Raw genomic sequence first — 26,715 nt, 5'->3', positions numbered from 1 at the left:
AGTCCCGCACGGTGAAGCGCTCCGACAGCAGCGCCTCATCGCGCGATCGTGGCATCCGTATGCCCACTCCGCAGCCGTTCCCGCTGGGCGATGACGGAGTCAGCCGCGCTCGAGCACGTAGTCGATGCTGCGGATGAGCTGACGGATGTCGTCGGGTTCGATGGAGACGAAGGTCGCGATGCGCAGCTGGTTGCGTCCGAGCTTGCGGTAGGGCTCGGTATCCAGGATCCCGTTCGCACGCAGCGTCTTGGCCACCTCCGCGGCATCCACGCTGTCGTCGAAGTCGATCGTCGCGACCACCGGCGATCGGTGTGCCCGATCGGCGACGAAGGGCGATGCGACATCCGATGCCTCCGCCCAGTCGTACAGCGCCTGCGAGGACTCGGCCGTGCGGGCACCGGCCCAGGCGAGTCCGCCGTTCTCGAGGATCCAGCCCAGCTGGCTGTCCAGCAGGTGCAGGGTCGCCACGGCCGGCGTGTTGAGCGTCTGGTTCAGGCGCGAGTTGTCGACGGCGTTCTTCAGGCTGAGGAACTCCGGGATGTAACGACCGGATGCCGCCACGCGCTCGATCCGCTCGATCGCCGCGGGTGACACGGCCGCGAACCAGATGCCGCCGTCGGAACCGAGGTTCTTCTGCGGAGCGAAGTAGTAGACGTCGGTCTGCGTCACGTCGAAGTCGATGCCGCCGGCCGCGCTCGTCGCGTCGACGACCGTCAGCGCGCCCTCCGCGTCGACGCGTTCGACCGGGGCGGCGACGCCCGTGGAGGTCTCGTTGTGCGGCCAGGCGTAGACGTCGATGCCCGGGGTGACCTCGGCGGCGATGCGCGAGCCGGGATCTGCCACGCGGACGTCGGGGCGTCCAGCCAGGGAGCGGCCGCCGCCTTGGCGAACTTGCCGCCGAACTCGCCGAAGGTCAGGTTTTGGGCGCGCTTCTCGATGAGGCCGAAGGCCGCGGCGTCCCAGAAGGCGGTCGAGCCGCCGTTGGCGAGGATGATCTCGTAGCCGTCCGGCAGACGGAAGAGGTCTGCGAGCCGCTCGCGCACGCTGCCGACGAGGTTCTTGACGGCCGGCTGTCGGTGGGAGGTGCCGAGGATCGCCGCGCCCTCGGTGGCGAGCGCGGTGAGCTGCTCGGGGCGCACCTTGGAGGGACCGCAGCCGAAGCGGCCGTCAGCGGGCAGAAGTTCTCGCGGAATCTCGATCGCCATGAGTCCGATTCTACGGCCGCATCCGACGGCTTCCGTTCCGGTTACGCGCCCGTTGGGCGGCTGGGCTAGGTAGGCTTGCCTAACAGGACTTCGGAGGACGACATGACGGATCTGATCGACACGACGGAGATGTATCTCCGCACGATTATCGAGCTCGAGGAGGAGAACATCGTGCCGCTGCGCGCGCGCATCTCCGAGCGCCTCGGCCACTCGGGTCCGACCGTCTCGCAGACGGTCGCCCGCATGGAGCGTGACGGCCTGGTCGTGGTCTCCGAAGACCGCACGCTGGAGCTGACCGATGACGGGCGCCGCAAGGCGGTCGACGTGATACGAAAGCACCGGCTCGCCGAGCGCCTCCTCTCCGACGTCATCGGTCTGGACTGGGCGTATGTGCACGAAGAGGCGTGCCGCTGGGAGCACGTGATGAGCGAGCAGGTCGAGCGTCGCCTCGTCGAGCTGCTGGGGCATCCGACCGAGTCGCCGTACGGCAATCCGATCCCCGGTCTCGACCAGATCGGCGGAGAGGCCACCCGGACCTTCGAAGAGGGCGTCGTCGGCCTCGTCACGCGGATGAACCAGAGCGAGGAGCCGGTGCAAGGTGTGGTCCGCCGACTCGCCGAGCCCGCGCAGGTCGATCCCGACCTGCTGCAGCAGCTGCGGGAGGCCGGTGTCGTGCCGGGCGCCCGAGGCGACTTCCGGTTCAGCGAGGGTACGTCCTCATTCAGATGGACGGCCAGGAGGAGGGGCTCGAGCTCCCGGTCGAGCTCGCCTCGCACATCTTCCTGCTGGACTCCGCCGCGTAGTCCCCGTTCTCGCCTGCGCGACCGGTTCGGGGAATTGCCAGGTTCCCAGCGTGACAGGAACGTTATCTTCCGGTAGCCTCTAACGAGTCGCCCGCGGGCCCGTTCGCGAGCGACGATCCGTGCAGGAAGCCTCTTGTGGCTCGTCGCCAGCACGGAGATACACGCACCGAGTGCCCGATAAGCTAAGTGCCGACGAGCCAGCGCACCCGAGCGCAGAGGCGCCGGAGGATCCGTTTTGACCGCAGACATCGATCGAGTCGCGAACACATCTGAAAACACCCCGGTCGTCGCCAGTTCCCAGACGTCTCGACGTGGTGCCGCCCGTAGCGTGCGGCGCCCGCTGCGCTCCATCGCCGTCCTGGGTGCCGTCGCTGCTCTCGTCTCCGCGATCGCCCTGCCTGCGTTCGCCCCCGCTCCGCCTGTCGCGGGCGCCGCCGCGACACTCCAGCAGCTCGCGGTCGATGACGCCCAGTCGCTCATCATCGCCTCCGAGGTCTCCGCCGCACCGCTCGAGCGCGGCACGTACAAGGCCACGACGCAGAAGGAGATCGACAAGAAGAAGGCGGAAGAGGCTGCGGCTCGCCGAGCCCAGCTGGCCGCCGCGCAGGCGAGCGCGAGCTCAGGCTCGAGCTCGAGCTACGTCAGCAATGTCGACCTCTCCGTCACCGCCGCCGGCTCCGGTGAGGTCCGCTACCCGCTGCCGCGCGGCTCCTACTACGTCAGCCGCACGATCGGCGGTGCGCACCAGGGCGCCGACATGATCGCGCCGGCCCGCACGCCGATCTTCGCGGCCACCTCCGGTGTCGTTCGCGTCTCCAGCGAGAGCTATTACGCCTACGGCGTCGCCGTCGTGATCGACGGTGTCGTCGGGGGCAAGCGCGTCTCGACGACCTATGCGCACATGATCCACGGCAGCCGTCAGGTCAGCGCCGGTCAGCGCGTCGAGGCCGGTCAGCTCATCGGTCTCGTCGGCACGACCGGCCGTTCCTCGGCCAACCACCTCCACTTCGAGGTGCGCATCAACGGCTCCCTCGCCGAGCCCATCGCGTGGCTGCGCACCAACGCCGGCTGATCCCGACACGCCGAGAGGCGCTCACCGTTCGTTGAGCCCTCTGCCATGTGGATGGGTTACCCTGAACCCGTCGTCGCATGAGTGAGGGGTTTCCGATGGACCTGATACCGAGCATCCGAACCATGGATGCACTCGGCCGTTATGTCCTTCGGCATTGCCCGCAGGGATGCCGCGGTTCTGCCGCGCGTGAGAGGCGCTGTTCCTGAACAGCGCCTTTTTTCATCCCTCGGTCCCTTTCGCATTCGGCGTCGTGTGAGTCGAGAGTGCCGGGAAGCCGTCCCGGCGGATCGAGAGGATGACGATGCGCACACTGGTTCTCAACGCCGGCTATGAGCCGCTCGCGGTGGTGTCCTTCAAACGAGCCCTCGTGCTCGTCATGAACGACAAGGCCTCGGTGATCGAACACGTCGAGGGGGATCCCGTTCTCGCGGCCCACGGCGCCTACGAGCGCCCCGCGGTGATCATCCTGACCCGCTATGTGCGCATCCCGTCGGCGCGTCGCGTGCCGGTGACCCGCCGCGGAGTGCTGCGGCGCGACGGCCACCGCTGCGGTTATTGCGGCAAGGCCGCCTCCACGATCGACCACATCCTGCCGCGCTCGCGCGGCGGTGCCGACTCCTGGGAGAACCTCGTCGCCTGCTGCCTGCGCTGCAACAACGTCAAGAGCGATCGCACACCCCGCGAGATGGGGTGGGAGCTGCGGATGACGCCGCGGCCGCCCGCGGGACCTCCTGGCTCGTGCGCGGCGCCGAGCGCGGTGATCCGCGCTGGGAGCCGTATCTTGCGTTGGCGGCGTGACGACGGCACTAGACTGGGTCTGCCCGCCTCCGTAGCTCAGGGGAAGAGCACTTCTCTCCTAAAGAAGGTGTCGCAGGTTCGATTCCTGCCGGGGGCACTTTTTCGGACGTACTAGGCCGTGTTGATCAAGAGGTTTCGGCTTTCGGTGGGCGAGTCTTGAGCGGTGACGCGACACGAGATCTCTGACGCTGTGTGGGCGGTGATGGAGCCGTTGATGCCGACGGTGTCGGGCCGTTCGCGGCCGTGGACGGATCACCGGCTCGCTGTCGAGGGGATGGCGTGGAAGTACCGCACCGGCGCACCTTGGCGTGACGTGCCGGAGCGGTTCGGGAAGTGGAACTCGATCTACAAGCGGTTCAATCGGTGGGCTGAGGACGGCACGTGGGAGAAACTGCTCGCCGAGGTGCAGAAGCAGGCTGATGCGGCGGGGAAGATCGACTGGGTCGTCTCGATCGACTCCACGATCGCGCGTGTTCATCAGCACGGCGCGACCCTCAGCCGGGACACAGGGGGCTCTGTCGAATCACAAGAATTCGCGGGTCGAGCCGCCTGACCACGCGATCGGACGCTCCCGCGGCGGGCTGACAACCAAGCTGCACCTGGTTGCCGATGGGCGAGGCAGACCGCTGGGCATGATGATCACCGGCGGCAACGTGAACGACACCACGATGATGACCGCCGTCCTTGAGGACATCCGCGTCCCACGCGTGGGGAAGGGTCGGCCGCGGACTCGCCCGGACAGGGTGCTCGCCGACAAGGGCTATCCGTCGAGGGCGAACCGGGCGTGGCTGCGCGAGCGCGGGATCGCCGCGACCATCCCCGAACGTGACGACCAGATCGCGCACCGCCGCAAGAAGCCGGGCCGGCCGATCGACTTCGGTGACCAGCAGCAGGAACGATACAAGGGCCGCAACGTCGTCGAGCGTTGCTTCAACCGACTCAAGCAGTGGCGCGGGATCGCGATGCGATCAGACAAGCTCGCTCGCAACTACCGTGCCGCGATCTGCCTCGCCGCCACCCTGATCTGGATCAAGACCGACTTGATCAACACGGCCTAGAACCTGCGACATCGTGAGATGTCGCAGGTGAGGTCACCGATGCGAGGGGTTCGGCGAGGCGGATGGTGGCCTCGTCGTCCTCTCCGAGTTCGATGCCGTCTGTGAGTGCCTGATTCGCTAGGCGCTTGCCTTGGTCGTCGGTGCGTGCGTACATCGCGGCGCAGTCGATCAGGAGGCGCAGCGCAGCGGTGAGGTGTTGCCGTGCGCCTTCGCTGCCTTCGTGTTCCTGAGCGAGCCGCCGGTCGATGTCGGCGAGACCGGCGCGGATGCGGTCTTGGTGGCGTTTGAGGGTGTCCAGGTCGATGGCGTCGGCGAAGTGGGCTGCGAGCAGCTTGTCGCTCTCGTCTTGGAGGCGCTTGCGGTTGGTGGTGAGTTCTGCGATCTCGGATTGAACCGTCCCGGGTTTGATGCCGCATCTTTTCGAGTTGAAAGGATGGTGTCATGCCGAAGAAGATTGATCCCGCTCTGAGGGACAGGGCCGTGCGGCTCGTGCTCGAGCATCGGGCTGAGTACCCGTCGACCGCGAAGGCGATCGCGGCCGTGGCCCGGCAGGAAGGCGTCGGGCCTGAGACGCTGCGCCGGTGGGTTGTGCAGGCCGAGATCGACGCGGGCGACCGTGATGGTCAGACCAGCGAAGAGCACGCCGAGATCCGCCGGTTGAAGGCGGAGAACAAGCGGCTGCGGGAAGACGTCGCGATCCTGAAAGCGGCGACGGTGAACTCAACCCGTCAGCGCAACAGTGCTTGGAGCCTGTCGGCTGGGGTGTCGAAGTCGAGTGTCTTCCGCGGACGCGAGTTGAGGCGAGCGGCGACGGTGTCGAGGTCGGCCTGGGTGAGGTCTTTCATGCTGACGCCCTTGGGGAAGTACTGACGCAGCAACCTGTTTGTCGCGCGTCAGACTATGTGGCAGGGGTAGTTAGTTGCTGATGCAACGCCCCAGTTGAAAGGTCTGAACCCATCATGAGTCGTCCACCCACGATCCCTGTGGACAAGAAGCTCCGCATCGTGTTGTCCGTTCTGCAAGGCGAGATCACGATCGCCGAAGCCGCCCGCCGGGAGAAGGTCTCCGAGCAAGCGATCGGGAACTGGAAGCGACAGTTCCTCGAGGGAGGAAAGGCCGGGATCGAGGCCGGCAAGTCCAAGCCCTCGACGCGGGAGCAGCAACTCGAGGACGAGGTCGCCGAACTGACCCAAGCCCTCGGCGAGGCAGCGGTCGAGATCCGAGTGTGGAAGAAGTCCGCGGAGGGCCGCTTGGGCCCTTCGAGGACCTCGAGGTGATCCGCGTGGATGCGGGCATGTCGACTTCGAGGTTCTGCCAGCTCATCGACATGCCCGAACGCACCTGGCGACGTTGGCAAGCCCGGGCGAAGCAGTCGCAGCCGCCGAAGGGCCCGTGGCCGCAGCCGGCCAGGGACGCAGCCCGCCCGCTGGTGGTCGCCCATGCGCTGGCCAAGCCGGAGTGGGGTCATCGGAAGATCTGGGCGATGACCCGCCACGACGGTCACAAGGTGTCGCAGGCGACCGTGCTGCGGCTGCTGCGCGATGACGGGCTGATCCTGCCGTCCGAGTACCAGAAACAACGCCGCGAGCTCGCGGCAGACCGCAAGGCCGCGTTCGCGGTGACACCGACAGGTCCGAACCAGGTGTGGCAGCTGGACTTCAGCGAGTTCGAGACCACCACCGGTGGCACGTGGCGGATCGCTGGATGTCGGGACTGGTACTCCAAACTCGAGCACCGCTTCCACACGTCACCGACGGCGAACCAGCACGACGCGATCGCCGCAGTCGAACTGGCTCTGGCCGACTACGAGGCCATGTTCGGGCATCCCCTCGTCGACCAGTGCCAGGTCGACACCGACACCGGTGAGCTGCTGCCGGTGGTCACGATCGTCACCGACAACGGCGGCCCGTTCCGGTCGCTGAACTTCGAGCTGTTCATCATGCGCCACCCCGAGCTGCGACACGTCCGCACGCGGGTGAAATCGCCCGGGCAGAACGGGTCACGCGAACGCGGGTTCGGGACGTTGAAGTACGAGCGGCTGTCCCTCGACGACATCCCCGACGCGCTCACCCTCACAGAGCGCGCCGAGGACTACCGCATCGAATACAACACGATCCGCCCTCACGAGGCAATCGCCTGGAACCGGCCAATGGAAGTCCACCTGGGCCTGGCCGACCCCACCATCCCCAACTTCGAAAGAGAAGAAATCCTGCCAACTACTTGACGCGGGACATGTTCGTGTTCTCGTTTGTGCCGCGCTGCCAGGGGCTGCGCGGATCCGCGAAATAGACGTCGAGACCGGTGTTGGCCGTGACGGTCTTATGGTCCGCGAGCTCCATGCCGCGATCCCAAGTCAACGAGCGGCGCAGTTGCTCGGGCAGCAGGTTCATCTCACGGGATAGCCCGGCGGTGACGGACTCCATGTCGCGGCCGTCGACCTGGACGAGCACGGTGAATCGTGTCGCACGCTCGACAACGGTCGCGATCTGCGTCCAGTGGCGACCGAGGAGGAGGTCTCCTTCCCAGTGCCCGGGGATCGCGCGATCGTCAGCTTCAGCGGGGCGTTCGGCGATCGAGACGGCATCCTTGATCTGGGAACGCCACTGCCCGGTGACGTTGTTGTGGACGCTGCGGCGGATCGGCCGCCCGGATCGCAGATGCTTCTGCAGTTCCTTTGCGAGAACACCACGGGACTGCACGAACAGGGACTTGTAGATCGTCTCGTGTGACACTCGCATCCTGCTCCCGGCCGGGTGGCGCTTCCGCAGCGCGCCGGCGATCTGCTCGGGTGACCAGTCTTCCCGAAGTCTCGCGGCGACGTAACCACGTAGCACCGGGTTGCGAGCGAGCTTGCACTTCTGCGGACGCCTCGCCCGCCGCCACGCACGGTCATCCGCGTCGACCGCGCGATAGCGGCGTCGACCCTTGTTCTTGGCCACCTCGCGGCTGATCGTCGACGCTGGTCGACCGAGTCGCCGGCCGATCGCTCGAAATGACTCGCCGGCTGCGATGCCCCTCGAGATCTCTTCACGCTCCGCGAGCGTCAGCGTTCCCGCCCGCCGACGCTGCGGCGGCTGATAGAAACCCCGAACGGCAGCAAGATCGAGAAGATCGATCCTGGCGGGGATCCCACCGTCCGAGAGATCTCGCTGATCGACGCTCCCGTCTTCCACAGCTCCCATACCTGTTGCCGTCGATCCGACGGCAACCCCGGCCTACCAATCTTCGCCACATCACACCTCCGAGATGATCATCGATGGTGTTGCGCTGACGGGTTGAGTTCACCACGACTTTCTTCGCGGGGGAACTCGACCCCCGCAACCGCTGATGATGGGCTTCATCGACCAGATGAGGGCGGAGGGGCATGCGGTCGAGTCGATCATCCGCGTCCTGCGTGAGCAGGGCGTGCAGGTCGCCGCGCGCACCTACCGGGCCTGGCGGCAGGGTCGTGTCGCCGTGCGGACGGTGACCGACGCGCTCGTCGTCGACGCCGTCCGTGACGCCGCGTGGCGTGACGAGGCCCAGCCCGATGGCACGATCGTGCGGAAGATGACCCCGGAGGGCCTGTACGGGCGGAAGAAGATGACCGCGCTGATCCGCCGCACCCGGATCCCCGACGCATCGCGCGGCGCGATCGACCGGGCCATGCGGGTGCTCGGACTGTCCGGGATCACGAGGGCCAAGACGGTCCGTACCACGTTCCCCGCGAAAGGCGGGGGCGTGCGTGCTGGTGACCTGCTGAACCGTGACTTCACCGCACCGCGGCCGGATCATACCTGGGTCACCGACTTCACCTATGTCCGCACGTGGGCGGGGTGGGTGTATGTCGCGTTCATCCTCGACGTTCCGGATGGCCAAGACCGACCTGCGCGCCAGGCCGATGTTCGCGTCGACCGCGGACTCGATCCACGCCCACCTCACCGTCGTCTTCTGCGCTCTCGCGATCAGCCGACACCTGCACAAGACCACCGGCTTCACCGCCCGCCGCATCGTCCGCGCGCTGCGACCCCTCCGCGACGTCACGATCAGCATCGACGGACACCGACTCACCGCGACCACCCCGCCGGCGGGGGAAGCCGCCGACATCATCGCCGCGCTACAGCCGAGCGTGGGGCACTAATCTGACACGATCCAGGCCAGAGTCCGCCGAGTCGTGCGTTAGAACGACAGGAGCGCTTACCGGCACGCGACGGTGTCAACGGGGACTTGCAGATCAAAGCCGATCATGAGTCTCTCTGTCTGAGTCATGCTGTCGACCATTTCTGACGAGCCGAGAACATTCATATCGCCCGCCCCCAGGTAATACTGGCGATCTCTGAGCTTCCGAAGACGCCTTCGGGGCCAGACCAAGAAACTTCGTTGCCCGCGCTGCCAGCTACCATCTGCTTGTACACATCGATCTGGATTCGCTCGCCGTCGTGTTCACCGAAGCCTTGAAGCTCCAGGTCCCGCTCGATTGTTCCATCGTTGAGAGGTTCACAGTTGCGCAACTCGGTGATCGCGTAGGTTGTGAAGTCGTTGATCCTCACCGTGCCCAGTATGGATGCAGGCTCGGCATCAGCTTCCCCGTCAGTGGTCGGATTTTCCGGTGAATCCTCTTCACTGACAATGGACTCGTCGGGACTATTCTCAGTCAAGACGGGTTCGTGTGAGTCCGAGGAACATCCGCTCAGCAGGAGGGCAGCGGTCGCAATTACTGCGATCCCGGTGGGAAGCTTCTTCATGATCGCTCCTCAGGTGAATGGTGGGTGATGGTGTTTATGAGGCTGCGCAGGTCGCGGCGGCGATGAATTCTGCTTCGGCAGGGTCGGGCGCGAAAGGCACGCCTTCCAAGGCACCGCCGGCGGTTGCCTCATTACCCACCACACGAACAAGCGGATGAGAACCGAAACCGCGTATCCACTCCGCAGCTTCCCCCTGGTCTCGCTCATGCTGCGCCATGGCGTTGCTCATCTTCTCTGAGCCGTCTTCGACGACCAGCAGCGATAACTGAACGTGCTCCTCTTCGAAGGCGAAACCGATGTCTGATCCGATCTGACGGCTGAGATACAACCGATGTCCGCTGCCGGTCGCCTCGCCTCCCGCCGAGACAATAAACTGACCGCGATCGGGCTCATCGGCTATCGTGCAGTCGAGGATTTCGAACTCGAAACGTTCTCCGGCTACCTCGATGTAAGCCGTTCCAGGATCGGCGGGAGTTATGCCGTTGTGAAGGCTCTCAGCGTAAAGGTCGTCCAGATACTCACTGGATGTGTCTGGCGAACCCTGAGTGGTCTCGCTCGTTTGATCAGGGTCAGTCGACTGCGGTTCACTGTTTACCTCTGGTGTGGCGGAGGTGCATCCTGCGAGCAAGACGACAGCGGTGAAAGCGCTCATTGTGGCTATCATTCTCGGTCTCACGGTGTGCTCCCATTTGCGATGGTGCTGTGTCGACGGGCGATGAGCAGTCCGGCACCGATGGCAAGCAAGAGCGCTCCCACAACACCCGTCCAGGGCCCGATCTCCGCGCCTGTGGCGGGAAGGGTCTGATGCTGTTCAGTCTCCGGAACCGCGGGGCCTCCGTCGTTGTCGGTGATAACTGATTCCTCGTCATCCGCGATGGTCGAGTCATCGTCCTCGTGAGTTGCCTCATCGTCCTCGTCATCGGGAAGTGTCGTCGAGGCGGGCCGCGCATCAATCACAATTGACACTGGGCGCTCCGTCACCGAGTGGTGGCCCGTGATTGTGTAGGTGCCTTCCTCTGAAAAGGTCACGCGGTTGCCCTCGAACAAGATCCTGTTGTCATTTGGATCGTTGAATACAATCTCATCGGTGATGTCGCCCAGGGAGACACCGCTGGCGTTGAAACCCTCCGCAGCGAGTGTCACCGCTTCGCCCACCGTCGCCTCCTCCGGCGTCGCAGTGAGGACGATGCTGCTCACCCAACGCAGATCAATCCAGCCCGTGTAGAGCACGGTATCCCCAATCACAGGTGCGATGGCAACCCCAGAGTCCCACCTCATGTTTCGAGAGTGATCCAGCCAGTAGGCGAACTCATGATCGGTGCGCACCGGATCATCGGGCAGATCGTCCGTCTCGATAGTTCCCCAGAACCCGTCGTCTCCGGTCCGGTCGAGTGGAACGAGCCGCGTGGCGTGCACACTGTGGCTTGGTGCTTCAAAGGTGACCTCGGCAAGGGCCACACTGCTGTAGCCCCACATCTGCGGCGCGGTGTAGCCATCAGTACCTGCGGGCACCTGGTCCTGGCCGTAACGCCAGAAGAACTCGATCACCGGGTTTGTGGCGGCGTCGCTCGCGCCGATCGGGTTTCCGTCTGCGAAGAGCAGTTGAGGGTGCGGCCCGACAAGTCTGACTCTCTCAAGAGAGGGGTTATCGTAGAAGACCCCGCCACCGATCTGAGACAGGCTGGCGGGCAACTCGACTGCCACCAGACTGTTCCCCCGGAATGCCTGGAAGTCGATCCTCGACACGGTCTCTGGGATGTCGATGGCCGTCAGCGCAGCATCACGAAAGGCCAGATTGCCAATCCTCACCAGCCCCTCGCTCAGCTCAACGGAGTTGAGTTCGCCGTTGCCGTCAAAGGCGAACTGGCCGAGCGTCACCACCGAACTCGGGATCACCACCGATCCCAGATTTGCGTTCTGGAATGCGGAGTTTCCCACTTCGATCACGGGCACTGTCTCGCCGTCGATTTCCACCGAAGGTGGAATCACCAGTTCCGGGTGGTCCGGGTTGGCTGACGCGGTGTAGGCCTTCGCAGTGGCTCCCTGAGACGGGTCTGCTGCGTTGACAAGCTCATAGGTCACACCGTCGACGGTCGCCTCATCGGCCGCATGCGCGGGCGTGGCCGCGCCGAGAGCAGACAGAACCAGTAGGGAGACGCCCGCAACGAGAGCGGGCAGTGGAGATTTCCTAGCAGAGCGGCGTGTTGGCATGTGTTTCTCTCGTGGACGGCGGGCATAGCAAGCGTGGTCAACGCTAGGCTTGGCATCAGACCGGAGCCATAGTGAGAAATTGGCTATGCATATGAGGGTCGCGTCGCAGTTCGTGTCCTCTTGGAATGCGGAGAGGACACGTCGCGCGTGAGCGGAGGAGTACTACGCCAAGACACGGTGAACCACCTGGTGGAGGAGACCGTGACACATGGTCGGGCCACGGTACTCACTGGCGTCGATGGCAGCGGCAAGTCTCACACGCTGCGGCAGACACAGGCGGCGCTTGCGGCGGCGGGCGTGAACGCGCCTCTCGTCGTTGGAACCAGTTCGGGGTCGTCGGTCCCGTTGGGTGCTTTCGCGGGCATCAAGGATATCCCTGCTACGGCACTGGAGTCTCCGGCGGTCGTCGTGGATGCCTTTGCACGCCGCCGTTCTCGGAGCGTCCTCCTGGTTGACAACGTGGATCTGCTCGACGACGCGTCGCTGTACGTTGTCACTCAGCTGGTCTCCACGACCCAGGTGCCGGCGATTCTCACTGTCCGCGACCTCGGTATGGCACCGCACGGCATCGGTGATCTCTACGACAGCGGCTACCTCACAGAGACGGCGCTGCCAGCGTTGTCCGATTCCGAGGCTGAAATGCTGCTCGCTGACCTCGTTGGCGGGGAACCAACACCCAGAGCCCGGACAGAGCTTCTCGCGGCAGCAGGTGGTAATCCTCTACATCTGCGTGAAATCGTCCGAGGCTCGGCGGACAGTGGCCGCCTCACCCAGACCCCGCATGGTTGGGAACTTCAAGGGTCGCCCGCACTGACGCAACGGCTGGACGGCCTCCTTGCGGAGCGCTTCAGCCGACTGTCCACGACCGCTATGACAGCCGCCACTCTCATTGCCTTGGCCGGAGAGTGTCCCTTTGATGAGGTCACGACTGAAGACCGAAATGCCCTGGCTCACGCGAACCTCATTGAGGTCAGTGACTGCGGCTGGCTGCGACTGGCGCACCCGCTTGATGCGCCGCATCTCGTTTCCCGCTGTTCCTCGACGTTGCTGCACGAGATCGCACACCGTGCGATAGACGTGCTGAGGAGTCCGTCCGCAGCATCACGCTCCCATGCACAGCGTCGGGCGGATCTCTTGGCGTTGGAGCACGGCTGTGATTTCGAGACTGTCTCCATGATCTCATTGGCCGAGTACGCACTCGGGTCTTTCGACGCACGGCTTGCGCTCCGGGCAGCCACCGCAGTCTTGAACATCGAACCAGATGCTCTGGCTGCGTGTCGCGTCGCTGGCCTTGCGGCATCATTGCTCGACCATACTGACACTGCCGATCTGCACTTCAACCAGGCACAGCGACTTGCTCGAACCGATGCAGAACGGACATCAGTCACCCTCGCTCACGCACAGCATCTTGGCATCCGGCACCGCGATGCAACGGCAGCACTCCAGGTTATTCAAAGTACGCTCAAAATGGTGCGCGACGAGACGAGCATCACCCACCTGCAAGGCGCGAGTCTGCGCTGGGCCGCTGTCGCCGGGCAAGCACACGATGCGATCACTGCGCCTCACGAAAGCAGCAGCCAAGAGGGTGCGATGAGCCTGATCACTGCCGGAGTCTCCGGCGTGATCACCGGGCCCTTGCGAGAAACCACGCTCTTACTGCCACGAATGCGGGAGGTTCCCGCCGAATACCTGGCGTTGGTTCCAGGCGGCGATTCATTGATCGAACTCACCGAGATCATGGCGTTGTCCTATAGCGGGGATGTGCTCGCCACCCGGCGGCGGTTGACGCGAGCAATCGCGTTCTCACGAGAGAACAAACCGGAATCCTTGGGCATCTGGGAGTACGCCCTCGGGTTCCTGGAACTCCTCTCGGCGGATGCCGAGCAGGCGTACTCGCTAGGTCAGGTCGCAGTCTCCCATCTCGCGTGGCGTGACAGCACCGGTCTCCTGCCAGCCGCCCACGCCCTCACTGCCGCGGCTGCCATTGCAACGGGGCGAAGTGTCGAGGCGTATAGAGAACTCGACAGCATCCCTGAAACGGCGGCAAACGACCCCAAGGTAGTCATGCTGCGAACATGGGTGGAGGCGTGGCAGGCCAACGCTGAACGCCGTGCTGACCAGAGCGCAGATCTATTGCTCAACACGGCTGGGTGGCTCATGACAGCTCAGCACACCTACTTCGCCGGTATGATCGCACACTGCGTTGCGCGGATGGGCCGACGACCCGTCGAGAGCGCCGCGCTGCTGCGCGCCGCTTCCGACCTCGCAGGAGGCAGCCTCTTACGACTATTCGCGAGCCACGCCGAGGCCATCGCCGAGAGCGATGTCGCCATGCTTGAGCAGATCGCCTCAGACGCATCCGAACTGGGTCTTGCCACCACCGCCGCCGATACCAGGCTGTGGATATCGGACGTCAAAGACCGGCGGAAGATGCCGGAGATGACGGCACGACGGCATCTCCTCGCCGCAGATGAGATGCGTGTTCGCATGCCGGCGATGGCGTTGTGGAACGCAGCGCCGGATCGCTCGACCCTGCTGACCGAACGAGAGCATCTTGTCGTCCGACTCGCTGCGGACAGATACTCCGCGAAGGAGATCGCCGAGATGAACGAGGTCTCTGTCAACACGGTCACGAACCAGCTCACCTCCGCCTTCCGGAAGCTAGGTGTCGGTAGTCGAACCGAACTCCGTGATCTCCTCCGCGCGTAGAACAGGGCGCTCATCGCGCACGCGACTCACGCGAGGGAAAGAAGACGTGAAACCATACAGTCAGTCGATGGTTGTCATTACTGGCGCGCCCCGCACCGCCGGGCGTAGCGCGGTCATAGGCCGATGAGATCCAGCCGCGACGGTAGTGACCAAGCGCGAAGAAGTTCAACAGCGCCCGCCACGGGTCATGAGGCTGAGACAGGGCTGAGCGGTGCATCTTGAGCCCAGGCGGTGGCAACTCGGGGGGGGGGGGGGGGGGGGGGGGGGGGGGGGGGGGGGGCAGATGCCTGCGGCGCAGCACATCGTAGATAAACGCGAGAGGGAGAGCAGCGACGAATACTGTGACCGCAAGTGTGTGCTGAAGCGAGACTGCGGTCAGTGGAGCCGCGAGGCCATCACGTGCGTTCCACGCGGCGTGGTCGATGATCGCGATGCATAGCGGTGCCAGAGCAAAGCAAAGGCTCAGCACCCGGTGCCGCCGGTACACCGAGGCAACTTTACGACGTTGCGTGGATTCCAGGACTCCGCGTACTGGAACTCACACACCTCCCGCGCGCAGCGACAGGCGGTGTCAGAAACGTTGCGCACCGCCGACGGCGAGACGTGCCTACGATGGCAGTGACCGCACACCGGAGGGAGTCGGCATGGTTCAGGTGCGCGTGGCCGGGGTCGCCATGGACGCCGCGGGTCAGCATGTCATCCTCCTCAAGCCGATCGACGAGCTGCCCGGCGAGGGGAAGCTCCTGCCGATCTGGATCGGCCCGCAGGAGGCGACCTCGATCCTCATCGCGATCGAGGGCGCGGAGATGCCGCGGCCGCTCGCGCACGACCTGATGCGCACCCTTCTGGACACCCTCGGTGCCGAGGTCGCGCGGGCGGAGGTCTCGCGCGTTGACGACGGCACCTTCTTCGCCGAGATCACGCTTCACGCCGAGGGCGCCGCGCACCTCGTGGACGCGCGGCCCTCGGATGCCGTCGCCCTCGCCTCCCGCACCGGTTCCCCGCTCTGGGTGGCCGATGAGGTGATGGACGAGGCGGGCATCCCCGACACGCTGACCTCCGATGAGGAGGTCGACGCCGACGCACGGGTGGACGAGTTCAAGGAGTTCCTCGAGCACGTCGACCCGGACGACTTCCGGGAGTGAGGGCGCGTCAGCGGATGCCGCGCGCCGGCCACCAGACCGGCCGGCCGATGTCGTGAGCGAGCGCGGGCACCAGCAGCGAGCGCACGACGAAGGTGTCCAGCAGCACGCCGAAGGCGACGATGAAGGCGATCTGCACGAGGAAGAGGATCGGGATCACCGACAGCGCCGCGAAGGTCGCCGCGAGCACGAGCCCCGCTGAGGTGATCACCCCGCCGGTCACCGTGAGCCCGCGCAGGATGCCCTCGCGCGTCCCGTGCCGCAGCGCCTCCTCGCGCACCCGTGTCATGAGGAAGATGTTGTAGTCGATGCCCAGCGCCACCAGGAAGATGAAGCCGTAGAGGGGTACGGCCGGGTCCGCGCCGGGGAAGTCGAAGATCCCGTTGAAGACGAGAGCGGCCACGCCCATCGCCGTGCCGAAGGACAGCACCGTGGTCAGGATGAGGAGCACGGGGGCGAGGATCGAGCGCAGCAGCAGTATGAGGATCACGAGGATGACCACCAGCACGACCGGGATGATGAGGTTCCGGTCGTGGATGGACGCCTCGTTCGTGTCGACCGCCGTGGCGGTCACACCGCCGACGAGAGCGCCGGGTGCGGCGTCGGCGAGGCCGGCGCGCAGCGCGCGGACCGTGTCGGCGGCGGCATCCGAATCCGCGGCATCCGACAGTGTCCCCTGCAGCAGCACCTGACCGTCGACGGTCGTGGGGTCGGGCGCGGGCGTTCCCGGAGGGCCGATCGCGCCGATGCCGTCTTCGGTGACCGGGGCCGTGCCGGAGGGGAGTCGGATGCCGCGACCGCCACCGAATCGATGCCCGTGCTCTCGAGCAGCACGTCCGCGGCATCCTGGAGCCGCTCCTCGTCGACGACGACGTAGACCGGGCTTCCCGAGCCGCCGGGGAAGTGCTCGCCGAGGGCGACCTGCCCCTCGCGGGCCTCCGAAGCGCCGAGGACGAGTTCGGATTGGGGAACGCCGGTGGCGTTCAGCTGGGTGACCCCTGCCGCGCCGATCAGGAGCACCACGGTCGTGGCGATCCAGATGGGGCGGCTGCGGCGCTGGATTAGGCGTGCGAGTGCCGCCCAGCGACTCGTGGCGGGCATCCCTCCCTCCGCCTGCACGACCTCCGGTTCGAAGTGCGGGCGTCTGGGCCAGAACACCGGTCGGCCGAAGGCGAACAGGAGGGCCGGGAGCAGCGTCAGCGCGGCGAGCATGGCGAACAGGATGCCGATCGAGGCCACCGGTCCGAGCGAGCTGTTCGACTTCAGATCGCTCAGCAGCAGGCACATGAGGCCGGCGATCACGGTGCCGCCGGAGGCGAGGATCGGCTCGAAGGAGCCCTTGACGGCCCCGATGACCGCCGCGCCCTTGTCGCGGGTGATGCGCAGCTCCTCCCGGAACCGGGCCACCAGCAGGAGCGAGTAGTCGGTGGCCGCGCCGATCACGAGGATGAAGAGGATGCCCTGCGTCTGCCCGCTCAGCAGCAGGATCTCCGCCTTGGCGAGCCACCACACCGTCAGGAGTGCGACGCAGAGGGCGAACACGCTCGTGGAGAGCACGACGACCGGCAGCAGGAACGAGCGGTACACGACGACGAGGATGACGAGGACGGCCAGCAGCGCGACGCCCAGCAGCAGTCCGTCGATGCCGGCGAAGCCCGCCACGAGATCCGCGGTGAAGCCGGCGGGACCGGTGACATGGACCGCGACGCCTGCGGGCGCCGCGGCGCGCAGCTGCGCGCTCAGCTCCTCGACGGTGTCGGTGAGACCGGCGTCTGAGGAGATCGGGACGAACGCCTGCACGGCGAGCCCGTCCTCCGAGGGCAGGGCAGGGGAGACGGCGTCGCCGACGCCCGGGATGTCGACGGTGGATGCCACGGCATCCGAGATCGCCGTGAGCTGCTCTTCGCCGAGCTCGCTCTCGCTCGTGAACACGACGATCGCCGGGATGTCGTCGGACTCGGTGAACTCACTGAGCAGGCGCTGCACGGCCGTCGCATCGGCGGAGTCGGGCAGATAGGTGGTCTGATCGTTGGAGGCGACCTCGCTCACCTTGCCGAAGTAGGGTCCGCCGATGGCCGCTCCGGTGAGCCACGCGAGGATGAGGGCGGCGGGGAGCAGGACGCGGATCAGGCGGGTGACGCCGGGTGAGCGCCGTCTCGTCCTCCGGAGGGCGGGCGAATCAGGAGTCGGCGCGGTCACTGGGAGAGTGTACCCCTGTCGTTCGTGACGGACCTCAGGAGTGCGCCGCCCGATACGCCTCGACGATCGGGGCCGGCACGCGGCCGCGCTCGGAGACCGTGTGGCCGTTCTCGGCCGCCCACGCCCGGATGCGCGCCGTCTCGGGCGAACGGGAGGCGCGCTTGCGCTGTGCGGCGGAGCCGGATGCCGCGGCGCTCACCCTGCGCCCGGCGTCGATGTAGGGGCGCACCGCGGAACGCAGGGCGTCGGCGTTGGCGCTGCTCAGGTCGATCTCATAGGCGGTGCCGTCGAGGGAGAAGCGGATCGTCTCGCCCTCCCGTCGCCGAGCACGGTGCCGTCGATATCGTCGATCAATTGGTGCACAATCCGCTTTGCCATATCGACAGCCTATTGTGTTCACGCGGGGCCCGAAAGGGAAAGGCGAATTCAGTGCGCGTCGCCGTCGACGAGTTTCAGCCCGACAATGCAGCCGATAAGTCCCATAAGCAGCAGAATGCGCACCCAGGAGATATCCGTGTCGCCGGTGATCATCGCCCAGATCACCGTGAGCGAGGCGCCCACGCCGACCCAGACGGCATAGGCGGTGCCGGTGGGGATGTCCTTCATCGCCCAGGCGAGCCCGAACATGGAGACGGCGAGGGCGCCGAAGAAGACGATGCTCGGCCAGAGCTTCGTCAGCCCGTCGGACTTTCCCAGGGCTGTCGCCCACACGGCCTCGAAAACACCCGATGCGATGAGAATGATCCACGACATGATGCGGTCCTTTCGGACCAGTCGTCAATTTCCGGGTACTGGCCTGCCTCGTCCGGGACCGCAATTCTGCGATCGGGAAGAAGTCTAACAATGCGCCCTGTGCGTTCTCAGGGCAGGAGTCCTGCCGTCGTGCCTGCGTCACGGCCGCATGTCGGGTCGAGACGCCGAGCTTGGCCATGGCGCTGGAGAGGTAGGCCTTGATCGTGCCGTCGCGCAGGCCCAGCTGCGCAGCGATCTCGGCGTTCGTGGCACCGACGGCGGCGCAGGCGAGCACATCGGTCTCACGCGGCGAGAGACGGATGCCGGTCTCTCCTGCCTCCGAGGACTCGGCCCCGCCGGAGAGCGACAGCAGCCGCTGCTCGACGGCTGCCAGGCGCGCCCGCAGGGTGTCGTCGGTGACGTCGGAGGCGATGCTGCGCAGCTCTGCGAAGCTCTCTCTCAGCCCTTCCCGGTGCGGAGTCGACAGCACCGGTGAGACGATCTCGTGCAGCCGTCTGGCGACCTCGTCGCGCACGCGGAGCTCGGTCGCGATGTCCTGTGCGACCTCGACGGCCGGTGCCGCGGAGACGCCGTCCAGAGGCCGCTCGGCCCACGCGCCGGCGTAGAGCACGCCGCGGGAGCGACCCTCCACGACGATGGGGACGGCCAGGAGCGCGCCCAGCCCTTCACCCAGCACGAAGCCGTCGTAGTCGTGCGTGATCTGCTGCGAGGTGCGGTAGTCGGTCGTCATCCGCGGGCGCCGCTCGGTCATGGCCTTGCCGCCGAGGCCGCGCTGGAGCCGGACGCGCAGACCCTCCAGGCTGCGCGTGCGCGTGCCGACGATGCTGGTGACGTCGACCTCGCCGCCGTCGAGGAGCCCGCCGAAGGCGACGGGGAAGCGCGTGCGCCGGGCGAGTTCGCGCACGGCCTGATCGACGAGCTGCGTCTCGTCGTCGAGGGGCTTCACGGTCGTCACGGGATCTGCTTCCGAGGGCGGGCGGGCTCACGCCTGTGCGCGTCAATCTACCATTGCACGCGCCGCCTCCCGCTCGAGATCGATGAGGTACCGCTTGCGCTCCGGATAGGCGCCGTACTGGCCGACCGAGCCGTCGGAGCGGACCACACGGTGCACGGGCACGATCACCGAGAAGGGGGTCAGCCGGCACGCCGTGCCCACCGCCCTGGCGGCGCGCGGGCGTCCGGCCCGGATCGCGACCTCGCCGTAGCTCATCGTCTCACCGAAGGGGATGTCCGCGATCGCGCGCAGCGCGTCGCCGGAGAAGCCGGTCGCCAGCCGCCAGTCGAACGCGACGTGCTCGCGGAAGTCGATCGGCAGGCCCTCGAAGTACTCGGCGACGAGGTGGGCGAGTTCGTCGGCGGCGCCGGCATCGGGCTCGGGCATCGCGCCCAGCGAGAGGGCGACGCTCTCGAGCAGCCAGGGGACCGTCGGGTCCTCGGCCTCGGAGAGGTCGAAGCGGACGATCCCGTCGTCGGAGAAGACGGCGAGGGCATCGCCGAAGGGAGTGGGGACGAAGTCGTATCGGTAGGTCATGCGGCCATCCTGCTGGTCGGGGCGACCCCGCGGACGGCATCCGACGCCTTCGTGAACAACTTCACACAATCCCTGATCGGTGCAGAAGAAGTCGACGAATCCCGTGAAACCCGCCCCGCCTACGGCCGCCTGCCGTCCCGCAAGCCTACGCTTCACTTGTGTGGCGACGTGAAGGATCTCTGGCGGACGAGGAGTCGACGTCCTCTCCGGTGACCTTCGGCGATCTCGCCACGACCGGAACGGGGATGAACATCGCACATGTGGCCGACGCAGCACGCACGCGATTGCAGGCCCAGGCGGCGGACCTGGGCGGCCCGTCGCCGCTGGTGATGTTCCGCGACACCCCGGAGTCGGGCATCGACATCTCGCGCGCGCATCCCGGCAGCATCCCGCAGTTCATCACCGGGAAGTCGACGCTGCTGTCGAACCTCTTCCGCGATGAGGTCGGGCGGCGCACCGCGCGGCTCGCGGCGGAGCGCATCACGGCCAAACAGAGCGAGCTGCGCACGATCCGCGGCATCGACGCCGTGCATCTGGCGGTGGGCCTGGCCAGCTGGCGGATCGGCGGTGCCGACTTCAGCGCGCCCGTGCTGCTGCGACCCTCGCGATCCGACGCCACCACTCCGATTTCGAGCTCAAGCTGCAGGGATCCTTCACGGTCAACAGTGAGCTCGTGCGGCTGGTCGCCGAGCACTTCGGGCTCATGATCGACGCCCATGCGCTTGCCGCGCTGGCCTACGACGGCGGGATCTTCCAGCCCCAGCCGGTCATCGACAGCCTGCGCGCCGCGACCCGCGACGTCGACACCTTCGCGGTGCGGCCGCGCCTGGTCATCTCGACCTTCGCCGATGTCGGGCAGACGATGGCCGACGACATCCGCACCCTCGATCACCCCGTCTGCAACGCCCTCGCCGGGCACGTGGACGACCTCGAGCAGGTCACGGCGGAGCGACCCGTCCCGGAGATCACGAGCCCCGACGACCGCTCGCCGGCATCCGACAACCGTCTCCTGGACGCCGACGACGAGCAGGAGGAGGTGCTCTCGCGCATCGCGGCAGGGCACTCCGTCGTCGTGAAGACGCTCCCCGGTACGGGGGGCACCCAGACGGTCATCAACGCACTCGGCGACCTCGTGCGCGCAGGACGCCGGGTCCTGGTCGTCTCCACCCGGCGTTCGACTCTCGACGGCGTGCGCCACCGCCTCGCCGGCATCGGTCTGGGCGGGATGGCGGTCTCGCCCGGCAGCATCCGACAGGATCTGATCCGCGGGATCAGCCGCAACGAGAAGGCGACGGCGCCCGCGCTCGCCGAGGTCGACGATGCCCTCGTGCGGCTGCGCACGGTGCTCCGCGACTATCGCTCGGCCGTGACGCTCACGAGGCCGGGCCTCGGCGCCTCGGTGCTGGACGCCGTCCGCGAACTGACCCGACTGGCGGCGCTGCCGTCCCCGCCGTCGACGACCGCCCGGCTCAGCCTCCGCTCGCTGGAACGGCTGGCCGGCGCACGCGGCGAGGCCGCCGAGGTGCTCACGCAGGCCGCGCGCCTGGGGGAGTTCCGCTTCGGGCCGGACGATTCCCCTGGTACGGCGTGACGTTCGCCACGACGGAGGACGCCCGCTCCGCCCACGCGCTGGCCGCGCGCCTGCACAGGACCAGCGTGCCCGCTCTTCTGGAGCGGGGCTATGCGCTCGTCGCCCAGACCCACATGCGGCCCTTCGCCACGATCGGCGAGCTCGGCGACTACCTCCGTCTACTGCAGGGGATCCGCGATTCGCTGGATCGCTTCAGCCCCACGGTGTACGAGCGGCCGCTCGGCGAGCTGATCGCCGCGCACGGCCCCCGTCGCGATGTTCCCGCGATGTCGGCGGCGAACCGCCGGCGGCTGCGCCGCCTGTCCAAGGAGTACGTGCGTCCCGGCGTGCACATCGCCGACATGTACGACGCGCTCACGCGGATCCAGCGTCAGCGTGACGAATGGCGACGCTACGTCGCCGAGGGCGTCGTGCCCGAGGTGCCGCTGGGGCTGGGCGACCTCCAGGTCGCTTGGCAGCGCGTGGACGCGGAGCTGGCCGATCTCGACACGGCGCTGGGGCGCAAGGAGAAGCTGTCGAACCTTCCCGTCGAGAGGCTCGTGCGCACGCTCGCCGGCCTCGCCGCCAAGTCGGCGGTCTTCGACAATCTCGTCGAGCGCGCGACGCTGCGCGGACGCCTCGCGGAGTGGGGCCTGGAGCCGCTGCTGACCGAGCTGTCCACGCGGCATGTCGCCGAGGAGCGCGTCGCCGACGAGCTGGAGTTCGCCTGGTGGCAGTCGCTCCTGGAGCACGTCCTGCAGGAGGATCGTGCGCTCCTGGGCGCGAACACGGCCATCGTCGACCGGCTCGAGCGCGACTTCCGCCTCGTTGACGAGGCGCACGCCGCCGCGGCCGGCAAGCTCCTGGCCTGGCAGCTGGCCGGGCAGTGGCGCATCGCGATCGTCGATGCGCCGGAGGAGACCCAGAACCTGCGGGGGCGCTCACCCAGGGGCATCCGACGACCGCAGAGATCGTCTCCGCGGCCCCCACCCTCGTGGCGGCCCTCGCGCCCGTCTGGATCGCCTCCCCGTACCAGGTGCCGGAGATCCCCGACTCCGTGCATTTCGACACCGTGCTGCTCGCGGACGCCGCCGCCATCAACCTCGCCGAGGCGGCTCCGGCGATCCGCCGCGCCCACCAGGTCGTCGCCTTCGGCGACCCCGTGACGCAGCGCCCGTCTCCCTTCGACCTGTCGATCGATCCGGGCGAGGAGTGGGAGCCGGAGGTCGAGTTCGACGAGATGCCGGTGTTCGAGCGTCTCGCCGAGCTCCTGCCGGTCATGACGCTCACACGCAGTTACCGGGCCGGCGGCGAGGATCTCGCCGAGCTCATCAACGACGCCTTCTACGACGGCGAGATCGTCTCGCTGCCCTGGGCGGGCTCCTACCTCGGCCGCGGCAGCCTCACGGTCGACTACGTCGAGGGCGGCGTCGGCACGCCCGACCCGGTGACCGGCGCGGTGGAGAGCCCGGATGCCGAGGTCGCCCGCGTCGTGACGCTCGTCGTGGAGCACGCGGTGAACCGTCCTGCCGAGTCGCTCATGGTCGTCACGGCCAGCGAGCGTCATGCCAAGCGCGTGCTCGCCGCGGTCACCTCCGCCTTCGCCGGACGATCGGATGTCGCGGCGTTCGTGAACCGCGACACCGCCGAGCCCTTCGCGGTGCTCACACTGGAGGAGTCGGTCGCCGAGAGCCGGGACCGCGTGATCTTCTCCCTGGGCTACGGCCTCACCAAGCACGGCCGCGTGCTCAGCGACTTCGGCGACCTGTCCCTGCCCGACGGCGAGCGGCTGCTCACCGTCGCGATGACGCGCGCCCGTCGCTCGATGGTGCTCGTCTCCTCGATCCGCCCGACCTCCTTCGACGACGGTCGTCTGGAGCACGGCGCGGCGACGCTCATGTCGATCCTGGGGAACCTGGCCGCCCGGGGTCGCGAGCCGCGCCTCGAGGATCTCGCCGACCCCCTGACGCTCGTCCTCGCCCGCGAACTGCGACGCCTCGGCGCCTCGGTCGACGTCGACTACCGGGGTCTTCTGCCGCTGGTGGCTCAGTATCAGGGCAAGGCGGTCGTGATCGAGTCGGTTCCGGAGGCGCATGGCGAGTCGCTGCGCGAGTCGTTGCGGCTGCGTCCGCTCGTGCTGCGGCGCCTCGGCTGGCACTACGTGCGCGTGCACGCCTTCGATCTGTACAGCGACCCCGCGACGGTCGCCTCGCGCATCGCGGTGGTCCTCGGCATCGCCGAGGAGACGCCGCGCGCCGACACGGACACGGAGCCGCTCGATATCATCGATCCTCGTGACCAGCAGTGATCGGCAGCAGCGTATCGTCCGTGTTCCTGGGCGCCGTCGCGCACAGCTGACGCCGGCGCCCGGGACGACTCCCGAGCCCGTGCCCGCGGACGAAGGGGCGGACGACGAGCTCTCCTCACCCGCCCCGGGAGCCGCGGGCCCCAACGACGAGCGGATGCGGCGAGACGTGCCCCCGCATTATTGACACGAGTGGGCTCAATGCCGCGCAGCGGCCTTGAGCCCACTGCGTGTCAAGGTTGAGCAAGCACGGCCGCAGGCCGTGCGCGTCGAAACCTCACGGGCCCACTGCGTGTCAAGGGTGAGCCAGCACGGCCGCAGGCCGTGCGCGTCGAAACCTCACGGCTTCATGCCCGCCGTGCGCGAATCGGTTCTACGCGTTCGCCTTGCGCAGCAGGTCGCGGATCTCGATGAGCAGCTCCTGCTCGCTGGGCAGCGTCTCCTCCTCGACGGCGGGGTTCTTCGCCGCCTGGTGCGCCTTGTACTTGTTCATCGGCGCGACGAACACGAAGTAGACCACGAACGCGACGGCGAGGAAGCTGATGACCGCCGAGATCAGCTCACCCAGCGGGAACGTCACGGTGTCGCCGTAGATGTTGGTCACGCTCGGGCCGAAGTTGCCCGCGGCATCCGCCTCGAAGAACAGGGCGACCAGCGGCTCGATCACGCTGGAGACGACGGCATTGACGATCGCGGTGAAGGCGCCGCCGATGACGACGGCGACGGCAAGGTCGATGACGTTGCCCTGGGCGATGAACTCTTTGAACCCCTTGAACATGGAACCTCCCGGTCGGATCGCGACCTCAGGACGAGGCCGACGCAGCTGCGGACGCCGGGGCGGCGCTCGCGGGCTTGTCTGCCTTCGATGATGACGGAGCATCCTTCTTCTGCTCGGAACCGGCGCGCGAGTCGGTGCGGTAGAAGCCGGAGCCGTTGAAGGTCACGCCGATCGATCCGTACTCCTTGCGCAGGCGTCCCTGGCATTCGGGGCAGTCGGTGAGGGCGGCTTCGGCGAAGCTCTGGACGGCGTCGAAGCGGTGACCGCAGGCGGTGCAGGCGTAGGCGTAGGTGGGCATGGTGCTTCCGTGGTGGGACGGGCCGTCAGGCGAGGGGGATGGTCTGTGTGGGGGTGACGATGCCGTTGACCGGCTGATCGTGCAGGTCCAGGGGCAGGTCGTCGAGGATCTCGGAGTCGTAGACCACCGCGTAGACGGGGGGTCGCTGCTCCATGGAGCCGAGCGTCTTGTCGAAGAAGCCGCGGCCCCAGCCCAGGCGCGTGCCTGCGCGGTCCACGGCGGCGGCCGGGATGATCATGAGGTCGACGTCGTTCACGGCGATCGGCCCGAGCACCTCCCCGGTCGGCTCCGGGAGCCCCAGCAGTCCTTCGGCGACGTCGTCGCTGTCGTCGGCGACGGCCCAGTCCAGCAGCCCGTCTTCTCGGGTGATGGGGAGGAGGACGCGGATGCCGCGCCGCACGGCCGCGGTGACGAACTCCCGCGTTCCCGGCTCGGTCGTCGTCGAGAGGTAGCAGGAGATCGACGAGGCCCGGTGGTCGTCGACGAGCGCGTCGAGCTGCCGTGCGAGGCTGGATGCCGCAGCCTCCCGCTGCGCGTCCGACAGCAGCTGGCGTCGCTCGCGGAGTTCGGCGCGGAGCGCGCGCTTGGCGTGATCCACCTGGTTGGACATGCGCCCCAGTCTATCCGGGACGACCGCCGCACTATGCTGAGAGAATGTCGCGCTCTCCCGTCAAAGCAGTCATCCCCGCCGCGGGTCTCGGGACTCGATTCCTCCCGGCCACCAAGGCGCTGCCGAAGGAGATGATGCCGGTCGTCGACAAGCCGGCGATCCAGTACGTGGTCGAAGAGGCCGTCGACGCCGGGATCGACGACATCCTCGTGATCATCGGACGCAACAAGAACGCCATCTCCAACCACTTCGACTCGGTGCCCGAGCTCGAGGTCAAGCTCATGGAGAAGGGCGACGAGCGACGCCTCGAGCGGGTGATGGCCTCCAGCGATCTGGCCGACATCCACTTCGTGCGTCAGGGCGAGCCGAAGGGACTCGGACACGCCGTCCTGCGTGCCCGCGCACATGTCGGAGACAGCTCCTTCGCCGTGCTCCTCGGTGATGACCTCATCGATGAGCGCGACGTCCTCCTCACGACGATGATCGAGGCTCACGAGCGCACCGGAGCCGCGGTCATCGCGCTCATGGAGGTCGACCCCGACAGCATCCATCTGTACGGCGCCGCGGTGGCGGAGCCGACCGACGAAGACCAGATCGTGCGGGTGACCGGTCTCGTCGAGAAGCCCGCCCGCGAGGAGGCCCCGTCGAACCTGGCCGTCATCGGCCGGTATGTGCTGCCGGCATCCGTCTTCGACATCCTCGAGCGCACCGAGCCCGGCAAGGGCGGCGAGATCCAGCTCACCGACGCATTGCAGGAGCTCGCCGCCGATGCCGCCGGACCCGGCGTCCTCGGGGTCGTCTTCGGCGGGCGTCGCTACGACACGGGCGACCGGGTCGACTACATCAAGGCGATCGTGCAGCTCGCCACCGACCGGGACGACCTGGGCTCCGAGCTTCGGCCGTGGCTCAAGGAGTTCGCCGCGGGCCTGTAGCCGCGGCCTGGGCGGGA

The 26,715-nt window shown here is 67.1% G+C and carries 18 protein-coding genes, 1 tRNA gene and 10 pseudogenes; 15 read left to right on the top strand and 14 right to left on the bottom strand.

All coding sequences use genetic code 11. The features are described 5' to 3' along the window. Window positions 1-99: 99 nt before the first annotated feature. A pseudogene (serC, locus tag KAE78_RS02460) lies at window positions 100-1,205 on the bottom strand (phosphoserine transaminase). A gap of 102 nt (window positions 1,206-1,307) precedes the next feature. Here serC and KAE78_RS02455 point away from each other — a divergent pair. From KAE78_RS02455 to KAE78_RS02425, 7 genes and pseudogenes are all read left to right on the top strand, one after another. After that, window positions 1,308-2,008, top strand: a pseudogene (locus tag KAE78_RS02455) (metal-dependent transcriptional regulator). 328 nt (window positions 2,009-2,336) lie between these two features. Continuing rightward, on the top strand, window positions 2,337-3,080 hold the full coding sequence (locus tag KAE78_RS02450; RefSeq protein ID WP_223171610.1) for a M23 family metallopeptidase: 744 nt from the start codon (window positions 2,337-2,339) through the stop codon (window positions 3,078-3,080). A gap of 301 nt (window positions 3,081-3,381) precedes the next feature. Then, window positions 3,382-3,878: pseudogene (locus tag KAE78_RS02445) on the top strand (HNH endonuclease). Window positions 3,879-3,903: 25 nt separating this feature from the next. Further along, window positions 3,904-3,975, top strand: a tRNA-Arg gene (locus KAE78_RS02440). 66 nt (window positions 3,976-4,041) lie between these two features. Next, window positions 4,042-4,936 (top strand): IS5 family transposase gene (locus KAE78_RS02435; protein WP_223171424.1). Its coding sequence is split into 2 segments (ribosomal slippage): window positions 4,042-4,386 and window positions 4,388-4,936, totalling 894 coding nucleotides; the frame shifts between segments, so codons are not numbered across the junction. Window positions 4,937-5,066: 130 nt separating this feature from the next. Beyond that, window positions 5,067-5,405: a hypothetical protein gene (locus tag KAE78_RS02430; RefSeq protein ID WP_223171609.1), complete on the top strand. Its 339-nt coding sequence runs from the start codon at window positions 5,067-5,069 to the stop codon at window positions 5,403-5,405. Beyond that, window positions 5,378-5,650, top strand: a pseudogene (locus KAE78_RS02425) (transposase); the annotation flags it as partial. The gene KAE78_RS02430 and the pseudogene KAE78_RS02425, both read left to right, overlap by 28 nt. Window positions 5,651-5,664: 14 nt before the next feature. On the opposite strand, the pseudogene KAE78_RS02420 reads toward KAE78_RS02425, so the two are convergent. Continuing rightward, a pseudogene (locus KAE78_RS02420) lies at window positions 5,665-5,823 on the bottom strand (IS30 family transposase); the annotation flags it as partial. Window positions 5,824-5,895: 72 nt separating this feature from the next. Between KAE78_RS02420 and KAE78_RS02415 the strand changes: the two are divergent. Next, on the top strand, window positions 5,896-6,213 hold the full coding sequence (locus KAE78_RS02415; protein ID WP_223171608.1) for a helix-turn-helix domain-containing protein: 318 nt from the start codon (window positions 5,896-5,898) through the stop codon (window positions 6,211-6,213). Continuing rightward, on the top strand, window positions 6,210-7,160 hold the full coding sequence (locus KAE78_RS02410) for an integrase core domain-containing protein (protein WP_223171607.1): 951 nt from the start codon (window positions 6,210-6,212) through the stop codon (window positions 7,158-7,160). Before KAE78_RS02415 ends, KAE78_RS02410 begins: the two co-directional genes overlap by 4 nt. Here KAE78_RS02410 and KAE78_RS02405 read toward each other — a convergent pair. Continuing rightward, window positions 7,153-8,118, bottom strand: a complete 966-nt coding sequence (locus KAE78_RS02405; RefSeq protein ID WP_223171606.1) for an IS30 family transposase — start codon at window positions 8,116-8,118, stop codon at window positions 7,153-7,155. The genes KAE78_RS02410 and KAE78_RS02405 overlap by 8 nt on opposite strands. Before the next feature lie 109 nt (window positions 8,119-8,227). On the opposite strand from KAE78_RS02405, the pseudogene KAE78_RS02400 reads away from it, so the two are divergent. Next, a pseudogene (locus KAE78_RS02400) lies at window positions 8,228-8,782 on the top strand (IS3 family transposase); the annotation flags it as partial. 4 nt (window positions 8,783-8,786) lie between these two features. Beyond that, the gene (locus KAE78_RS02395; RefSeq protein WP_223171605.1) at window positions 8,787-9,056 is read left to right on the top strand and encodes a hypothetical protein; all 270 of its coding nucleotides are present in this window, start codon (window positions 8,787-8,789) and stop codon (window positions 9,054-9,056) included. 160 nt (window positions 9,057-9,216) lie between these two features. On the opposite strand, the gene KAE78_RS02390 is transcribed toward KAE78_RS02395, so the two are convergent. Genes KAE78_RS02390 through KAE78_RS02380 form a run of 3 tightly spaced genes read right to left on the bottom strand, consistent with a single transcriptional unit; the run spans window position 9,217 to window position 11,742 of the window. Beyond that, the gene (locus KAE78_RS02390; protein ID WP_223171604.1) at window positions 9,217-9,660 is read right to left on the bottom strand and encodes a hypothetical protein; all 444 of its coding nucleotides are present in this window, start codon (window positions 9,658-9,660) and stop codon (window positions 9,217-9,219) included. A gap of 34 nt (window positions 9,661-9,694) precedes the next feature. Continuing rightward, complete coding sequence (locus tag KAE78_RS02385) at window positions 9,695-10,312, bottom strand: hypothetical protein (protein ID WP_223171603.1); 618 nt, start codon at window positions 10,310-10,312, stop codon at window positions 9,695-9,697. 20 nt (window positions 10,313-10,332) lie between these two features. Beyond that, window positions 10,333-11,742 (bottom strand): leucine-rich repeat domain-containing protein, encoded by a 1,410-nt coding sequence (locus KAE78_RS02380; protein WP_223171602.1) that lies wholly within the window; start codon window positions 11,740-11,742, stop codon window positions 10,333-10,335. Between the two features lie 588 nt (window positions 11,743-12,330). Between KAE78_RS02380 and KAE78_RS02375 the strand changes: the two genes are divergently transcribed. Next, window positions 12,331-14,580: a helix-turn-helix domain-containing protein gene (locus KAE78_RS02375; RefSeq protein WP_223171601.1), complete on the top strand. Its 2,250-nt coding sequence runs from the start codon at window positions 12,331-12,333 to the stop codon at window positions 14,578-14,580. A gap of 644 nt (window positions 14,581-15,224) precedes the next feature. Beyond that, a complete protein-coding gene (locus KAE78_RS02370) occupies window positions 15,225-15,725 on the top strand; it encodes a bifunctional nuclease family protein (protein ID WP_223171600.1) in 501 nt (166 codons plus the stop codon). A gap of 7 nt (window positions 15,726-15,732) precedes the next feature. Here the strand turns inward: KAE78_RS02370 and KAE78_RS02365 are convergent. The 5 genes and pseudogenes from KAE78_RS02365 to KAE78_RS02345 form a co-directional block, all read right to left on the bottom strand. After that, window positions 15,733-17,852: pseudogene (locus KAE78_RS02365) on the bottom strand (MMPL family transporter). 103 nt (window positions 17,853-17,955) lie between these two features. After that, a pseudogene (locus KAE78_RS02360) lies at window positions 17,956-18,299 on the bottom strand (histone-like nucleoid-structuring protein Lsr2). A gap of 48 nt (window positions 18,300-18,347) precedes the next feature. Continuing rightward, on the bottom strand, window positions 18,348-18,674 hold the full coding sequence (locus KAE78_RS02355; protein ID WP_223171599.1) for a DMT family transporter: 327 nt from the start codon (window positions 18,672-18,674) through the stop codon (window positions 18,348-18,350). A gap of 148 nt (window positions 18,675-18,822) precedes the next feature. After that, window positions 18,823-19,620 (bottom strand): annotated as a pseudogene (locus tag KAE78_RS02350) (LuxR C-terminal-related transcriptional regulator); the annotation flags it as partial. A gap of 51 nt (window positions 19,621-19,671) precedes the next feature. Further along, window positions 19,672-20,205 carry a methylated-DNA--[protein]-cysteine S-methyltransferase gene (locus KAE78_RS02345; protein ID WP_223171598.1) on the bottom strand — a complete coding sequence of 178 codons (534 nt, stop codon included), beginning with the start codon at window positions 20,203-20,205 and terminating at the stop codon, window positions 19,672-19,674. A 245-nt stretch (window positions 20,206-20,450) separates the two neighbouring features. Between KAE78_RS02345 and KAE78_RS19205 the strand changes: the two are divergent. Then, a pseudogene (locus KAE78_RS19205) lies at window positions 20,451-24,083 on the top strand (DEAD/DEAH box helicase). A 370-nt stretch (window positions 24,084-24,453) separates the two neighbouring features. Here KAE78_RS19205 and mscL read toward each other — a convergent pair. From mscL to KAE78_RS02315, 3 genes are read right to left on the bottom strand one after another with little or no spacing between them, the layout of a single operon-like run. Further along, entirely contained in the window at window positions 24,454-24,858 is a 405-nt protein-coding gene (gene mscL, locus KAE78_RS02325) for a large conductance mechanosensitive channel protein MscL (RefSeq protein ID WP_223171594.1), read from the bottom strand. A gap of 25 nt (window positions 24,859-24,883) precedes the next feature. After that, entirely contained in the window at window positions 24,884-25,156 is a 273-nt protein-coding gene (locus tag KAE78_RS02320) for an FmdB family zinc ribbon protein (RefSeq protein ID WP_223171593.1), read from the bottom strand. Window positions 25,157-25,181: 25 nt separating this feature from the next. Continuing rightward, entirely contained in the window at window positions 25,182-25,766 is a 585-nt protein-coding gene (locus KAE78_RS02315) for a 5-formyltetrahydrofolate cyclo-ligase (RefSeq protein WP_223171592.1), read from the bottom strand. A 44-nt stretch (window positions 25,767-25,810) separates the two neighbouring features. Between KAE78_RS02315 and galU the strand changes: the two genes are divergently transcribed. After that, the gene (gene galU, locus KAE78_RS02310; RefSeq protein ID WP_223171591.1) at window positions 25,811-26,698 is read left to right on the top strand and encodes a UTP--glucose-1-phosphate uridylyltransferase GalU; all 888 of its coding nucleotides are present in this window, start codon (window positions 25,811-25,813) and stop codon (window positions 26,696-26,698) included. Window positions 26,699-26,715: the final 17 nt, after the last annotated feature.

This window comes from Microbacterium sp. NIBRBAC000506063, from assembly GCF_017968845.1.
Classification (GTDB): domain Bacteria; phylum Actinomycetota; class Actinomycetes; order Actinomycetales; family Microbacteriaceae; genus Microbacterium.
Note: the sequence above shows the minus strand (reverse complement) of the source record. Positions and strands in the feature narration are given on the sequence as shown.